Source organism: Lentzea nigeriaca (assembly GCF_016907955.1).
GTDB classification, from domain to species: Bacteria; Actinomycetota; Actinomycetes; order Mycobacteriales; family Pseudonocardiaceae; genus Lentzea; species Lentzea nigeriaca.
This window is the reverse complement of record NZ_JAFBCX010000001.1, coordinates 517,607-532,608: the sequence shown is the minus strand read 5'-3', so window position 1 is coordinate 532,608 and position 15,002 is coordinate 517,607. Positions and strand designations below refer to the sequence as shown.

Here is a 15,002-nt window from a genome sequence, read left to right as displayed (position 1 = left end):
TGAACGGCATGGGCAAGTCCCCGGCTGTGGAGCTCGAGGTGGAGGACCGCGTCGTGCGGATCTCCAACCCCGACCGCGTCTACTTTCCCGCGCGCGGCGAGACGAAACTGGATCTCGCGAACTACTACCTGTCCGTCGGTGACGGAATCGTCCGCGCGCTGCGGGAACGGCCGTGCATGCTGCACCGCTTCCCCGAGGGCGTGAGCGGCGAGAAAGTGCACCAGAAAAGGCTTCCGCACGGCGCACCGCCGTGGGTGCGGACCGTGCGGGTGCATTTCCCGCGCTACAACCGCCACGCGGACGAACTCTGCGTCACGCACATCGCCGACGTGATCTGGGCCGTGCAGATGTCCACTGTGGAGTTCCACCCGTGGAACTCGCGGGCAGCGGACACCGAGAAGCCCGACGAGTGGCGCATCGACCTCGACCCCGGTCCGACGTGCACGTTCGACCGGGTGCGCCGGGTCGCGGGCGTGGTGCAGGAGGTGCTGGCCGAGCTCGGCGCGGTGGGGTTCCCGAAGACCTCGGGGTCCAAAGGCCTGCACATCTACGTGCGGATCAAGCCCGACTACGGGTTCCACGACGTGCGCAAGGCGGCTCTGGCGTTCGCGCACGAGGTCGAACGCCGCGCACCCGACGACGTGGAGACCACGTGGTGGCGCAAGGACCGCGACCCGTCGCTCGTTTTCGTGGACTACAACCAGAACACGCGCGACCGGACGATCGCGTCGGCCTACTCGGTGCGCGGTGTCCCCGAGGCCACGGTGTCGACGCCGATCCGCTGGGACGAGGTCCCGGACGTCGACCCGCGCGAGTTCACCATCGCCACCGTGCCGAAGCGCTACGCCGAACTGGGCGACCTGCACGCCGGGATCGACGACGCGGTGTGGGGAATCGAGCCGCTGCTGGAGTGGGCCGCCCGAGACGAACTCGAGGTTCCCGATGAGCAGTGAGATCAAGTTCTCGAGCCTCGACCAGCCGCTCTTCGGTGGCGCGGTCAAGGGCGACCTGGTGGAGTACCTGGACTTCGTCGCCGACCGGTTCGTGCCGGTGCTGGCGGGGCGGCCGCTGTCCGTGTGGCGAGTTCTCCGCGGCCAGGAGCCGTTCATGCAGAAGAACGTGCCCAAGTACACGCCGTCGTTCGTCAAGACGGTCGAGGTCTGGGCGGAGACGTCGCACCGGCAGATCAAGTACGCGCTGTGCGACGACAAGCAGACGCTGATGTGGTTCGCGAACCAACGCGCGGTCGAGTACCACGTGCCGTTGTTCCTCGGCGATCACCAGACGCACATGGTGCTCGACATCGACCCGCCGGAGGGTGCCGGATTCGACGTCGTGGTCGGGGCGGCGTTCCTGATCAGGGAAGCTTTGGCGCAGGCGGGGCTGGAAGGTGCGGTGAAGACCAGCGGCGCCAAGGGCGTGCACATCTTCGTGCCGCTGGAGAAGCACGATCCCGACGACGTGGCCGCGGCGACGCGGGCGGTGGCGGCACGGGCGGAGAAGCTCAACCCCGACCTGGCCACCACCGCGTACATCCGGGACGACCGCGGCGGGAAGGTGTTCCTCGACTCGACGCGGGCCTGGGGAGCCACCGTCGTCGCCGCCTACAGCCCGCGGTTGCGGGAGGACCTGCCGATCTCGTTCCCGGTGCCGTGGGACTCGCTGAAGGACGTCGTCCCCGCCGACTTCACCGTGAAGAGCAGGTTCGACGGCGATCCGTGGACCTCGCTGATGCCCGCGCCGCAACGCCTGCCCGACGCCCTGGTGGAGGAAGGGCACGGCATCCCGGTCGCGCGGGTCGTCGCGATGCACGAGGGCAAGCGGCGCAAGGCTCAGCGCGAACGGGAGAAGTAGGCGGCGATCGCGGCGGCCAGCGGCAGAGCCACGTGGGAGACGCTGGTGAACGTCGGCTCCGACGCGGCGACGTACTCGTTGGCGCGCACCAGCAGCCCGGCCGCGACGGTCACGTAGCCGGCGAACCTCGCCCTGCCGCTGGTCAGGGTGGCGATCAGCGGGACCACGACCAGGCCCGCGAAGCTCGCGTGCAGGACGAACAGCGGGACACCGGTGAGGTGCAGGGCCGCGTCCAGGACCAGCAACGCCGGGGCGATCGCGGTGAACCAGGCCCGTGCCCGCCACATCCGGTAGGCAGCGAGACCGGTGAGGGCGAGCGCGACGGCCAGGAACGTGAGGTCCGTCGCGTCGCCGGTGAACGATTCCAGGGCGTCGGCAGAGGCCGCGACCGCGAGCACACCGACCGCGCCGAGCACTCCGCTCACGGCCGCGAGCCACCAGGGACTCGCCAGGAGCGCTGTGGCCGCCACCGTCGCGGCCATGCCGAGCTGGAACGGCAGGTAGGTCGCCCCGCTGCCGCCGACGAGGCCGGTCGTGCCCGCCAGCAGACCGAGGGCGGCGCCGGGCAGCCACGGGTGGTCGCGGCAGGTCAACGCGAACATGGTGGCGACTAGCGCCCACGGCCAGACGGTGGCGAACAGCAAGGTGTTGGGAATGGTGTCGCCGAGGTGGTTGGTCAGGCCGCCGGTGACTGTCATGAGGCCGATCACGAGGAGGACGAGCGCCAGGCCCGCGGCCAGGCGGGGCAGCGCGGCCGCGATGCTCACCGGCCCGATCGCGGAACCACCTTCGGGTGTTGCTGCGATCGGCCCGGACGTCGCCGCTTCGAAGTCCGGTACCCGGCTGGGGATCGCTCCCGACGCGGCCGAGCCTGCTCCCGACGCGGTGAGGAACGACCGTCTCGGCCCGCTGCCACGCTCGTCAGGCTGGGCCGCCTGTTCGCCGCTCACGGCTGTCCCTGCCGGACCGTCGGACGCCACCGGATTGTCAGACCCGGCCGGACGGTCGAACCCGGCCGGACTGTCAGACCTGCTGAGTACCGTGGAAAGCGGGGGTTCCCGATCCAGGGGGACGCCCGCGTGAGCCTGGCCCGCACCGGTTGCGGAGTCCGCACCCTCCCGCCCGGCGATCAGCGAGGTCGGTGCGCGCCCGCGTGACGTACCGGACGTTGTGCGCCCCTCCGTCGCCGGATGACCGCCCGCACGCCTCTCCGCCGCACGATCGGCCGCTGCCGGTCCTGGCCGCCCGGCCTCCTCACGCAACGCCCCCACCGCTCCACGCCGCCCGGACCCCTCACCCGAGGCCACCACCGCCGCTCCACGCCGCCCGGCCTCCTCATCCAGGACCGCCGTCTTCCGGCTCTCGTCGTCAGCCAGGGCCTTCGCCGCCGCCGTCGCCACCATCCGGCTGTCGTCCTCCGCCAGCCGCCGCAACGCGAGCCGCGCGGCCAGCACCCGCCCCTCGTGCGCCACCGACAACATCCGCACCAGCGACGGAATCGCCCCCGCCCGCACCCCGGGCAGCGAGTGGTCGATGGCTTCCTGCAGGTCCGACGACAGGGGTGCGGGGACCGAGACCGGACGGGCGCGGCGGGCGATGCGCAGGTCGCCGCGCACGTCGAGCATCCACTTGCCGGGTGTTTGGTGCGGGGTGACGCGGCGGACGCGGTCGTAGACGTACTCGTAGAGCTCGTCGAGGCCCACGTGGCCGTCCTGGTCGCGGTCGGCGTCACCGGATTCCAGGCCTTCCACCAGGGCCGAGGTGAAGACCGACGGTTCGCCGACGGAGGTGTCCGCGACCGAAGCGCCCTCGAAGGCGTACTCCATGGACGAGGAGGCGGTGATCACGGCCCGGCCGCTGCCGCCGAACTGTTCCTCGATGCCCACGGAGCCACCGGCGCGGGCGACCATGCCGCGGCCGAACGCGCCGGAGTAGCAGCAGTCGAGCAGCAGCACGATGCGGCGGGAGCGGGAGCGGGTCATGCGGCGCGCCACGAAGTCGGCGGAGACGGCGGTGCCGGCCAGGCGGTTGAGCCGGGTGCCGGACGTGGCGAAGTGGAGCTCGCCCGCCTCGTCCTTCACGCCGTGGCCGGAGAAGTGCAGGACCAGGAGGTCGTCCGGTTCGCGGTCGGCGAAGAAGTCCTCGACGGCCTCGTTCACCTCGGCGGCCGAGGAGTTGATCAGGGTGCGCACGTCGAAACCGCCGATGCGCGGGTCGGCCAGGACCTCGCCGAGGCGGGCGGCGTCGTGGGCGGGGGCGCGCAGCGCGGACAGGCCGGGATCGGTGAACTCGTAGCTCGCGATGATCAACGCGTAGCGCTTGAGGCGGCGTCGTTCCAGCCATTGCGCGGCCAGGGCCCGCTCGGCGTCCGAGGGTGCGCCGGTCAGTTCCAGGGTGTCGCCGTCGGCCTCGACCGTCACGGACCGCTCGCGGCGCTGGCCCAGCCACGACGACACGGCGTTGATCAACGCGGCCAGGACCGTGGACTGGGAGATGGTCGTCAGCACGGCACCGATCTCGGCGGGGTCGAGCGCCTTGGCACCCTCGGCGGCCTCACCCGCAACGCTGGACACCGGCACCAGTTCCCGCAGCTCAGCCCGCAGGAAAGTCGTGAGCTGCTCGATGCGCTCGTCGTCGGCCCCGTCCTCGTGGACGCGCAGTGTGACGTCGGTCATAGCGGCCTCCTATCGAAGGAGGTCGCTCATCCGGCCGAAAGCATTACGACGGGTCGGAGCCCCGGAACGCACCCCACCACAGGCCCAGCGCGGCGGCGATCACCGTGGCCGTGATCCAGCCCGTGAAACCACTCGCGTCCACGTAGGCCCAGAACAGGCCCACGATCGGCGCGGGCACCAGGAACACCGCGTCCACCCGCAGCTGGGCGAGCAGGCCGCGTGGAGCCCGCGTCTCGGGATCGGGCCGCGCGGGGTTGTCGACCCGCCGGCCGCGCGGGTGCTTCCGCACCGGACGACCCGACGGGTAGATGGTCACGCCGTCGGCCACCGCGACCCGTCCGCCGCGCAGTTCGACGTCGACCGGCGACGGCAGCGTGACGAGCACCGGGTCGTAGTAGACGGGCAGCCAGCGCTCGACCGGGCCGTCGATCTCCAGCCACGACCGCACCATCAGCCCCGACTGCAGCCGGATCCGCCGCAACGACACCGTCACCGGCTCGGCCCGCGCGGGCCGCACGGCCAGGAACAGCCGCACCAGACCGGCGAGAACCACCAGCAACGCCACCGCGATCGAGAACGTCACGCCGCCCAGCGCGCGATCGGTCTCCAGCAACAGGTCCGCACCGGGAATCACCGCACGGGAAGGATCGGACGGGTCGAACGCCACCTGCGTCTGCTTGCCCACGATCCGGTCGCCGTCCTCGTACGGGACGCGCGCCGACCCGGACGGCCACCGCACCTGCACCGCACCGCCGTCGAACGACACGACGCTGCCGACCTCGCGCGAGGTCATGGACGACAACAGGTCTCGATCGTCCGAATAGGACAGCCACGAGAAGAACGCGACGACGAGGCAGACGAACAACACGATCGCCGTGGCGAGAACACCGTGGCGCAGCGCACGAACCGGGGAACGCGACAACACAACTCCAGAGAAGAGACGAACGGCCCGGCAGGAGGACCCGCCGGGCCGTTCGTCAGCTAACTACACGTCACGAGGTGAAGCCCATGTGGATGTAGTCGTACGGGCGGTTCGCGAACGCGACGGCACCGAAGTTCGCCACGTTGCTCTTCACCGCGACCGCGCCGGGCAGCTGGTAGAGCGGCAGCTGGTGGCCGATCTCCCAGATCTTCTTGTCGATCTCGTTGGTGATCTCGGCGCGCTTGGCGTCGTCGAGCTCACCGTTGGCCTGGTCGAGCAGCTTGTTGATCTCCTCGGAACCGATGTGGCCGTAGTTCTGGTTGGTGCTGGTCGGGTCGAGGTAGTAGATGCCCTTGCCGTCCGAGATCGGCGTGGCCGAGGACAGCCAGCGGAAGCCGGTCATGTCGAAGTTGCCGACGTTGACGTACTGCTTGAAGAAGTCGGTCGACGGCACGGCCTGGATGTCGATCTTGGCGCCGACCTCCTTCAGCTGCGACTGCACGAGCTTCGCGATCTGGTCGGAGACGGGGTTCGGCGTCGGGATGACGTACCGGATGACGAGTTCCTTGCCATCCTTCTTCCGGGTCTCACCCTCGAGCTTCCAGCCCAGCTCGTCGAGCTGCTTCTTCGCGGCTTCCTTGTCGAACGACGCGATGGACGAGTTGTCCTTGTACTCCTTCGTGCCCAGCAGGAAGAAGTGGTTACCGGTGACCTGCGCGTCGCCCTTGAGCATCTGGCCGAGCAGCGCCCGCGTGATGGTCTTGGTGTCGATACCGCGCATCAGCGCGACACGGAGCTTGGCGTCCTTGAGGATCGAGGAGTCCGCGCCGTTGAACGTGATGTGCGAGTAGTCCGGCGTGATCGCCTGGCGGATCGTCACACCCTGCATCGACCGGGCCTTGGTGAAGTTGTCGATGCTGGAGCCGATGTCGAAGAAGTCGATCTGGCCGTTGGCGAGCGCGTCCGCGACGGCGGGACGGTCGACCTGACGGAACGTGATCTTGTCGAGCTTCGGCTTGTCGCCCCACCACGCGTCGTCGCGCACGACGGTGACGACCTTGCCGGTGAGGTCGATCGTGCCGATCTTGAACGGACCGGCGGTCACCTTCGGCTTGTCAGCCCAGCCCTTGTTGAACTCCTCGACGGAGGACGACATGGACTTCGGGTAGAGGGGCGAGAACAGGCCCTTCCACTCGGCGAACTTCTTCTTGAACGTGACCTTGACGTCCTGGTCGGTCGCGCCCTTCTCGACCTTCTCGATGTCCTCGTAGCCGGTGGTGCCGGCGACCGAGTAGTCCTTGTTGGTGCCGTTCAGCGACTTCCACATGGCCTCGAAGTCCTGCCACGACAGGGCAGTGCCGTCCGACCACTTGGCCTTCGGGTTGATCTTGAACTCGAGGACCTGCGGGTCCTTGGAGGCGAGCTTCGCGTCCTCCAGGTAGTCCTTGTTGATCTCGATCGTCGAGTCGGCCAGCTGCTTGTACAGGTTCGGCATCATCGTGTCGATCATGCGGCGACCGTCGGCGTTGGTGCCGTCGAGCTGGTTGTAGTTCCAGTTGTCCGGCAGCTGGTCAACCGGCCAGCGGAACTCCCCGCCGTCCTTGACCTTGGAGGCGTCCTGCGGGTTGATGTCCGCCTGACCCACCGTGTTCTCCGCGCCCTTCAGGCCGGAGTCGGTCTTGCTGGGCCCCCCACACGCGGTAAGCGTGAGGGCGACCGCGACCAGCGCGGTCACTCCCACCTTGGTACGTCGACTCACTGTCGTGAACCTCCCTCGTGCCCGGACACCAGTTGCCGGGGACACTGTTCCTTCGTGCTCGCAGGTCTCGTCTGAGGCGACGGATGCATCAGAGGACCTGACGGATCTGGGCGAAGTGGCAGGCGGCCTCGTGGTCTTCTGCCTGCACCTCGCGCGGTGGTTCCACCTCGATGCACACGCGCTGCTTCTCCGGAGGCAGCGACGCGTGCAGGAAGCAGCGGGTGCGGAACCGGCAGCCGGACGGCGGGTTCGCCGGGCTCGGCAGGTCGCCGGTGAGGATGATCCTCTCCCGCTGGCGTTCCTTGACGGGGTCGGGAATCGGGATCGCCGACAGCAGCGCCTGCGTGTACGGGTGGCGCGGCGCGTCGAACACGCGGTTCACCTCGCCGATCTCGATGATCTTCCCCAGGTACATGACGGCCACCCGGTCCGCGATGTGCCGCACCACCGACAGGTCGTGGGCCACGAACAGGTAGGCCAGCCCGAGCTTGGACTTCAGCTCCTCCAGCAGGTTGATGACACCAGCCTGGATCGAGACGTCCAAAGCGGACACCGGCTCGTCGAGCACGACGAGCTTCGGCTCCAGCGCGAGCGCCCGCGCGATGCCGATGCGCTGCCGCTGGCCGCCGGAGAACTCGCCCGGATACCGCGACAGCTGCTCGGGACGCAGGCCCACGAGCTTCATCAGCTCCGGCACGCGCCGGTTGATGTCGGCCTTGCTGTAACCGTGCACCTGCATCGGCTCGGCGATGACGTCGTTGATCGTCAGGCGCGGGTCCAGCGACGCCATCGGGTCCTGGAACACCACCGACATGTCGCGCCGGATCTCGAAGCGGCGCTTGGAGTCCAAAGAGGACACGTTGGTGCCGAGCACGGAGATCTCGCCGCCCATGGGCTTCTCGAGACCGAGGATCTCCATCAGCGTCGTGGTCTTGCCGCAGCCCGACTCGCCGACCAGGCCGAGGGTCTCGCCCTCGCGGATGTCGAACGAGATGCCGGCCACGGCGTGCACGGTGCCGACGCGGCGCTTGAACACCACGCCCTTGTTGACCGCGTACTCCTTGACCAGGCCGTCGAGCTCCAGCACGGTCTCGCGCTGCTCGCGCGGCACCTTGGCGATCTCGGCTTCCTCGATGACCTCGGCACCGAAGATCTCGGCGGCCGCCTCGGCACCCTCGGTCTCGGTCGCGGCGATCTCACCGGTCCTGATGCACGCGGCCCTGTGCTCGGCGGAGCCGTCCACGTCGATCAGCGGCGGTTCCGCGGTGTGGCAGGCGTCGACGACCATCGGGCAGCGCGGCGCGAACGGACATCCTGGGGGAAGGTCCGTGAGCGACGGCGGCTGGCCGACGATCGGGACGAGCGCCTGCTTCTCGCCGACGTCCAGGCGCGGGATCGAGCCGAGCAGGCCGAGCGTGTACGGCATGCGCGGCTGCTGGTAGATCTCGTCGACCTTGCCGGTCTCGACGGCGCGGCCCGCGTACATGACCATCAGCCGGTCCGCGAACCCGGCGACGACGCCGAGGTCGTGGGTGATGATCACGATGCCCGCGCCGGTGACCTCCTGCGCGGTCTCGAGCAGCTGCAGCACCTGGGCCTGCACCGTCACGTCGAGCGCGGTCGTCGGCTCGTCGGCGATGATCAGGTCGGGGTCGTTGGCGATCGCCATCGCGATCACCGCGCGCTGCCGCATACCGCCGGAGAACTCGTGCGGGAACGCCTTGGCGCGTTCGGCGGCGTTCGGGATGCCGACGAGGTCGAGCAGCTCGACCGCGCGCTTGTTCGCGGCCTGCTTGGACACGGCGCCGCCGCGGTGCACCAGGATCGCCTCTGCGATCTGGTCGCCGACGGTGTAGACGGGCGTGAGCGCGGACAGCGGGTCCTGGAACACCATCGAGATGCGCCGGCCGCGGATCTTCGACAGCTCCGCGTCGGTGCGGCCGATGAGCTCACGGCCCTGGAACTTGATGGAACCGCTGATGCGGGCGGACTCGGGCAGCAGGCCCATGACGGCGAGCGACGACACGGACTTGCCGGAGCCGGACTCGCCGACGATGCCGAGGACCTCACCGGGCGAGACCTCGTAGCTCAGGCCGCGCACGGCCTGCACGCGCCCTGCCTCGCTGGGGAACGACACGTGGAGGTCTTCGACCTGCAGAACCGGCCCTTCGACCACCGGGTCGGCCGGCGAGTCGAACAGGATTTCCGAACTGGTCATCAGGCGGCCTTCTCCTTGGTGTCCTTCTTCTCCTTGCGGCGCACGCGCGTGGAGGTCGGGTCGAGCGCGTCACGCAGTCCGTCGCCGACCCAGTTCACCGCCAGCACGAACACGACGAGGAAGCCCGCCGGGAACAGGAACAGCCACGGGAAGGTCGTCGCGGACGTGGCGAAGTTGCCGATCAGGGTGCCCAGCGAGACGTCGGGAGACTGGACGCCGAACCCGAAGTAGCTCAGGCCGGTCTCGGCGAGCACCGCCGAAGCGACGTTGATGGTGGCGTCGATGATCAGCAGCGACGCCATGTTCGGCACGATGTGCTTGGCGATGATCGTGCGGGCGGGCTGTCCCATGAACCGGGCCGCCTTCACGAACTCGCGTTCCTTCAGCGTCAGCGTCATGCCGCGCACGATGCGCGCGGTGATCATCCACTGGAACGCCGCCAGCATCAGCACCAGCAGCCACCACGACTTGCCGCGGAACCACGGGCTGAGGATGGCGATGATCAGGAACGACGGCAGCACGAGCAGCAGGTCGACCACCCACATGAGCGCCTTGTCGGCGACACCGAGGAAGTAGCCGGCCGTCGCGCCGACGATCGCGGCCACGGTGGTCGAGATCAGCGCCACCAGCAAACCGATGATCAGCGACTTCTGCAGGCCGCGCATGGTCTGCGCGAACATGTCGGTACCGATGTTGTCGGTGCCGAAGATGTGGTCGGCGTAGGGCGGCTGCAGGAACGCGCTGTAGTCGCGGTCCTCATAGGACCACTGCGACAGCAGCGGGCCGACGAACGCCAGCAGGTACATCGCCACGATGATGATCAGGCCGATCAGCGCGAGCTTGTTGCGCATGAAGCGGATGAGCACCAGCCGGCCACGCGTCATCGCCTTGTCCGGTTCGGGCGCGGCGTCGACGGGGCTGCCCTGGGCGGCGCCGGCGGTTCCCGCGGAGTCGCCCTCGTTGAGGATCACGGTCACGTCGTCACCTTGCCTAGTTCACACGGATTCGGGGGTCGAGCGCGGCGTACAGCACGTCGGCGAGCCAGCCGGAGAACAGCACGCACACCGCGACGAACAGCGTCACCGTGGCCGTGATGTTCGTGTCCTGCGCCGAGATGCCGGTCACCAGCCAGTCACCCATGCCGTACCAGGTGAAGATCCGCTCGGTGAACGTGCCGCCGACCACCAGCAGACCGAACCCGAACGCGAACAGCGTCGCCATCGGGATCAGCGCGGTCCGCAGGCCGTGCTTCATCAATGCCTTGCGCCGGGTCAGGCCCTTGGCCTGCGCGGTGCGCAGGAAGTCGCTGCCCAGCACGTCGAGCATCGACGAGCGCTGGTAGCGGCTGTAGTAGGCGATCTGGCCGAGCGCGATCGCGAGGGTCGGCAGGATCAGGTGCTGCATCCGGTCGCCCAGGTGCTCGAACCAGTTGCCCTGGAAGCCGGGAGTCTCCTCGCCGACGAAGATCAGCACGTTGCTGCCGATCGAGTTGTTGACGCTCTGCGCGCCGATCTTGAGCAGGTTGCCCAGCACGAGGACCGGCGTCGACAGCAATATGAAGGAGAACAGGGTCGCGAAGTAGTCGCTGAACTTGTACTGCCTGATCGCGCTCACGACACCGATCAGCACGCCGAACAGGATGCCGATCGTGATGCCGAGCAGGAACAGCCGCAGGCTGACGCCGATGCGCCTGCCGAGCTCGTCGGTGATCGGGCGGTCGGCGACCGTCCGGCCGAAGTCGCCCTGCACCACTCCGCCCATCCAGGTCACGAACCGCTGCGGGATCGGCTGGTCGAGGTGGAGGTCTCGTTTCTTCGCCTCGATCGAGGCGGCCGGGGGCGGTGGGTTGCGTTGCTGCAACAACCCGATCGGGTCAAACGTGACGGAGGCCAACGTGAACGCGAGGAACGTCGCCACGAGGGCGAGCACCACGTAGTTGACCAACCGCCGCAACAGAAATCCGGCCACCCGTGTTCAGTCCTCTCCCCGGTGGTTGCGACGTCGGCGCACTGGATTGCAGTGGACGAGGTGCAAGAGATTAACCGCCGATCTGGCGGACCGCCGCCCACCCCCACCATTACGCAGGGGCCCACTGACCGGGACATAGTCACCCATGCGTGGCGGAATGGACTGGCGAACAGCCACATCAACAGTTGACTCTCGGCAATTGTGTGTCCAAGCGTGACCATTGTGCGTCCGGATCGCTGTATTCACCGTGAAGTTCTGTCGACGCATGACGCATCCGGGTGAATGCAATCACCGGAAGATGTGGGACAAGCAGCGCAATGCGATCCGAAACCGGGCATCACGCTGAGGAGCGCCTCGAACGTGCAGGGTTACTTTATCGATGCGGACCAGGTCATGGGGCCGTCCAGCGCACCGGCAGCTCGGCCACCCCGCCCACCAGCTGTTGCGCCCTGGGGGTGAGCTGCGCCACGTCGACCGCTAGGCCGAACGTCGCGAAGCGGGTCACGAGGGCGGTGAAGACCTCCGTCAGCTCGACCCTGGCGAGCGGGGCGCCGATGCAGAACCGCGGTCCGTGGCCGAACGTGAGGTGCGGGTTGGACTCGCGTGGCGTGAAGGCGGCCGGGTCCGGGAAGCGGACCTCGTCGTGGTTGGCCTGACCGATGTCGAGCAGGACGAGGTCACCTGCCGGGATGTGGACACCCTCGATCTCGATGTCGGACATCGCGTACCTCGGCATGCCGGAGTCACCTGATCTCGTCGTCACCGGTGAGCGGTGACGGAGGATCTCCTCGACGGCGTTCGGGATGTTCCCGGGGTTTTCGCGCAGTGCGTCCCACTGGCCGGGGTTGAGGCTCAGCAGCATGACGCCGCGATCGATGGCGGCGACCGTCGTCTCGTGGCCCGCGAACAGCAGACCGGCGCTGAGCTGGGCGATCGACTCGTCCTGACCGGGTGGTGTGCCTTCGATGAGGCGGGTGATGACGTCGTCGCCCGGCTCCTTCTTCTTCCGTTCGATCAACTCGCCCATGTAGGTCCACAGGCATATGAAGCCTTCCTGGGATTTCTGCGGGTTGTTCAGTGTGCTCATGGCCTCTGACCAGCCCCGGAACGTCTCGCGATCCTCGTACGGGACGCCGAGCAGCTCGCAGATCACCAGTACCGGCAGCGGAAACGACACGGCCTCGTGGAAGTTCGCCGGCTGGGGCAGCGTGACGAGGTCGTCGAGCAGACCGTCGACGAGGTGCCGTACGCGTGGGCGCAGGGACTCCATGTTCCTGGCGGAGAACGACGGCGCGAGCATCCTGCGCATCCAGGCGTGGCGCTCGTTCTCCTCTTCTTCCGTGGCCTGGTGCGGCCTGCCGAGCACCACCGAGTCGACGAACCTCGGCGCGTTGTCGGGATCGGCGTGGCCGCGGCCGAGCCTGCGGTCCGCCAGCAACGCCTTGACCTGGTCGTAGCCGGTGACCAGCCAGGCCTCGTCTCCTGCCGGTGTGGGTACGCGCTTGATCGCCATCGTGGACTCCCCTTGATCCGTCGTATGCGACGCGTCGTATCCAACGTACACTTCTGTCATGGTCGACAACACCGCTTTCCAGGACGCGGAGGCCGTGATGGCGCATTTGCGCGCATTGCGGCAGGAGCTGCTGACGACGTCAATGGAGCCGACCGGTGACCGCGCGCGCAGCGGACTGACGACGCCGCAGATCAGCGCGGTGCATTCGTTGCTGACGGTCGGCCCGGCCACGGTGACGGAGCTGGCGCGGCGCTTGAGCCTGTCGCACTCCACGACGTCGGGGATCGTCGACCGGCTGGAGGCGCGCGGGCTGGTGTCGCGGGAGCAGGACGCGAACGACCGCCGTTACACGCGGGTGCAGGTGACCGCGCCGGTGCGGCAGTACAGGCAGGACCTGGCGGACGGCCCGTACGGACGGCTCACCAAGGCGCTGGAAGCTTCGGCCCCCGCGGAGCGCAAGGCGGTGCTGGACGGGCTGGAGACGCTGCGGGCGCTGCTCGCTAGGTGAGGCGCCAGAGCCGGTCGCCCGCGATCACGAACACCTGACCACCTGCCACCTCGGCCGCCTTGACCGCGCCGGCCGGACCTCGAGCGGGCCGTTCGTCCTTTTCGGACACCAGCTTGACCCCGTCGTGGTCGACGAACAGCGTCGGGGTGCCGTCGACGGGCACGGGCGCCGCGAGGTTCTGGTCGTCGCCGACGGGGATGTCCGGCGTGGTCAGCTTCTTCCACTCCGGACCCGACCACCAGGCGAGCTTGCCCTTGCTGCGGCCGACGACGTGGCACGTGCCGTCCCAGCAGCGGGCGGCCAGCGCGGCGTCGCCGTCCGGCAGCGTCGCGGTGGTCCAGGTCTTGCCGTCGAACTGCCAGACGGCCGCGCTCACCGTTCCCTTGGCGATCTGCCAGCCGACGACGAGCGCGCCGTCGCCGTTCGGGGTGACGGCGAGGGGGAAGCGCAGGAGTTCCTGCGAGCTCTCCAGGACGGTGCCGAGGGACGGCTGGCGGCTCCATGTTTCCGCGGCGTAGGTCCACACCGCGATGTCGAGGCCCGCCTTGTCGCTCTGCCAGGTTCCGATGATCAACGGACCCTGCTTCGTGCGGACCGGGCCGATCAGCTCGCCCGCGCCGTAGCCGCCGAACGTGCTGAACGCCTGCGGTTTCTCGGTGATCTGGCGGGTGTCGCCGGTCCAGGCGCTCCATCGGACGTTGCCGTGCGCGCCGCCGCGTTCGCCGCCGACACCGGTGATGGTGGTGCCGTCGGAGGTGATCCCGTACCAGTGGGCTTCCTTGCCGTACGGCGTCGCCGGGGTCAGCCTGGCGTTGCTCAGCGTGCCGTCCTTCGCACGGGTCAGCAGTTCCGGGTGGTCGGCCGGGCGGGTGCCGACCACGAGCATGTCGTTGTGCGTGGCCAGCACTTCCGGTGTGGCCGTGAGATCGACGGCGGCGAAACCGACCGTGTCTCCGGTGCCTGAGGAGCAGCCGGTGAGGACCAGCAAAACCGCGAGCGTCAGCCTCCGCATGCGGGCCAGTATGACCACATGCGTCCCGAACTTGGTCAGGTACTGCACTTTTCGGAGGATCCGACGATCAAGACGTTCGTGCCGCACCTCGCAGCCACCGCGCAGCAGCCGGGCGAGTACGTCTGGGCGGTGGATCACGGCCGCTCCCCCGACTACTGGTTCCCCCGGCAGTGCCCGCGGGTGATGGCGTGGACGATCCGCGGTTCGTCCGAGGCCGACCGCGACCGGATCATCGGTCCCGGTTGCGGGACGCGGGTGCACGCCGTCGAGTACGGGTGGCTGGAGCGCATGCGGACGGTGGAGCTGTACGCGTACCGGTTCGACGCGGGACCGTTCCGGCCGTTCGGAGAGGACGGAGACGGGCGCGGCGTCGCGATGGTCGCGACCGAACCGGTGGTGCCGCTGGGACCGGCGGAACGGGTCGGCGACCTCTTCGCGCTGCACGAGGAAGCCGGGATCGCGCTGCGCGTGCTGCCGAACCTGTGGCCGTTCTGGGACGCGGTCACGGTCAGCTCGCTCGAGTGGAGCGGGATCAGGCTGAGGAACGCTCTACCCCGGCGGGTGCGATGATCT

Annotated in this window: 12 protein-coding genes; 4 read left to right on the top strand and 8 right to left on the bottom strand. The window is 68.7% G+C overall.

From position 1 onward, the window contains the following. Positions 1 to 8: 8 nt before the first annotated feature. Entirely contained in the window at positions 9 to 953 is a 945-nt protein-coding gene (gene ligD / locus JOD27_RS01935) for a non-homologous end-joining DNA ligase (RefSeq protein ID WP_204760370.1), read from the top strand. Beyond that, a complete protein-coding gene (locus tag JOD27_RS01930; RefSeq protein ID WP_204760369.1) occupies positions 943 to 1,854 on the top strand; it encodes a DNA polymerase domain-containing protein in 912 nt (303 codons plus the stop codon). The genes ligD and JOD27_RS01930 overlap by 11 nt, the downstream gene beginning before the upstream one ends. On the opposite strand, the gene JOD27_RS01925 is transcribed toward JOD27_RS01930, so the two are convergent. The 7 genes from JOD27_RS01925 to JOD27_RS01895 form a co-directional block, all read right to left on the bottom strand. Then, complete coding sequence (locus JOD27_RS01925) at positions 1,833 to 4,529, bottom strand: caspase family protein (RefSeq protein WP_204760368.1); 2,697 nt, start codon at positions 4,527 to 4,529, stop codon at positions 1,833 to 1,835. The two genes, JOD27_RS01930 and JOD27_RS01925, sit on opposite strands and share 22 nt — an antisense overlap. Positions 4,530 to 4,572: 43 nt before the next feature. Then, positions 4,573 to 5,454: a hypothetical protein gene (locus tag JOD27_RS01920; protein WP_204760367.1), complete on the bottom strand. Its 882-nt coding sequence runs from the start codon at positions 5,452 to 5,454 to the stop codon at positions 4,573 to 4,575. A gap of 67 nt (positions 5,455 to 5,521) precedes the next feature. Then, the gene (locus JOD27_RS01915) at positions 5,522 to 7,210 is read right to left on the bottom strand and encodes an ABC transporter family substrate-binding protein (RefSeq protein ID WP_307829825.1); all 1,689 of its coding nucleotides are present in this window, start codon (positions 7,208 to 7,210) and stop codon (positions 5,522 to 5,524) included. Between the two features lie 88 nt (positions 7,211 to 7,298). After that, positions 7,299 to 9,428, bottom strand: coding sequence for an ABC transporter ATP-binding protein (locus tag JOD27_RS01910; RefSeq protein WP_204760366.1), 2,130 nt, complete (start codon positions 9,426 to 9,428; stop codon positions 7,299 to 7,301). After that, positions 9,428 to 10,405 (bottom strand): ABC transporter permease, encoded by a 978-nt coding sequence (locus tag JOD27_RS01905; protein WP_307829824.1) that lies wholly within the window; start codon positions 10,403 to 10,405, stop codon positions 9,428 to 9,430. The genes JOD27_RS01910 and JOD27_RS01905 overlap by 1 nt, the downstream gene beginning before the upstream one ends. Before the next feature lie 13 nt (positions 10,406 to 10,418). Continuing rightward, on the bottom strand, positions 10,419 to 11,396 hold the full coding sequence (locus tag JOD27_RS01900) for an ABC transporter permease (RefSeq protein ID WP_204760365.1): 978 nt from the start codon (positions 11,394 to 11,396) through the stop codon (positions 10,419 to 10,421). A 391-nt stretch (positions 11,397 to 11,787) separates the two neighbouring features. Beyond that, the gene (locus JOD27_RS01895) at positions 11,788 to 12,909 is read right to left on the bottom strand and encodes a cytochrome P450 (protein WP_204760364.1); all 1,122 of its coding nucleotides are present in this window, start codon (positions 12,907 to 12,909) and stop codon (positions 11,788 to 11,790) included. 58 nt (positions 12,910 to 12,967) lie between these two features. Between JOD27_RS01895 and JOD27_RS01890 the strand changes: the two genes are divergently transcribed. Next, positions 12,968 to 13,417 carry a MarR family winged helix-turn-helix transcriptional regulator gene (locus JOD27_RS01890; RefSeq protein ID WP_204760363.1) on the top strand — a complete coding sequence of 150 codons (450 nt, stop codon included), beginning with the start codon at positions 12,968 to 12,970 and terminating at the stop codon, positions 13,415 to 13,417. Here JOD27_RS01890 and JOD27_RS01885 read toward each other — a convergent pair. After that, positions 13,410 to 14,429: a hypothetical protein gene (locus JOD27_RS01885; RefSeq protein ID WP_204760362.1), complete on the bottom strand. Its 1,020-nt coding sequence runs from the start codon at positions 14,427 to 14,429 to the stop codon at positions 13,410 to 13,412. The genes JOD27_RS01890 and JOD27_RS01885 overlap by 8 nt on opposite strands. 18 nt (positions 14,430 to 14,447) lie before the next feature. Here JOD27_RS01885 and JOD27_RS01880 point away from each other — a divergent pair, with 18 nt between their 5' ends. After that, complete coding sequence (locus JOD27_RS01880; protein ID WP_204760361.1) at positions 14,448 to 14,999, top strand: DUF6886 family protein; 552 nt, start codon at positions 14,448 to 14,450, stop codon at positions 14,997 to 14,999. Positions 15,000 to 15,002 lie beyond the last annotated feature (3 nt).

Bases quoted from the DNA above. Each gene is read 5' to 3' on its own strand.
- JOD27_RS01885 (WP_204760362.1), bottom strand. From the start codon at position 14,429: ATGCGGAGGCTGACGCTCGCGGTTTTGCTGGTCCTCACCGGCTGCTCC.
- JOD27_RS01925 (WP_204760368.1), bottom strand. From the start codon at position 4,529: ATGACCGACGTCACACTGCGCGTCCACGAGGACGGGGCCGACGACGAG.
- JOD27_RS01910 (WP_204760366.1), bottom strand. From the start codon at position 9,428: ATGACCAGTTCGGAAATCCTGTTCGACTCGCCGGCCGACCCGGTGGTC.
- JOD27_RS01890 (WP_204760363.1), top strand. From the start codon at position 12,968: ATGGTCGACAACACCGCTTTCCAGGACGCGGAGGCCGTGATGGCGCAT.
- JOD27_RS01895 (WP_204760364.1), bottom strand. From the start codon at position 12,909: ATGGCGATCAAGCGCGTACCCACACCGGCAGGAGACGAGGCCTGGCTG.
- JOD27_RS01880 (WP_204760361.1), top strand. From the start codon at position 14,448: ATGCGTCCCGAACTTGGTCAGGTACTGCACTTTTCGGAGGATCCGACG.
- ligD (WP_204760370.1), top strand. From the start codon at position 9: ATGGGCAAGTCCCCGGCTGTGGAGCTCGAGGTGGAGGACCGCGTCGTG.
- JOD27_RS01930 (WP_204760369.1), top strand. From the start codon at position 943: ATGAGCAGTGAGATCAAGTTCTCGAGCCTCGACCAGCCGCTCTTCGGT.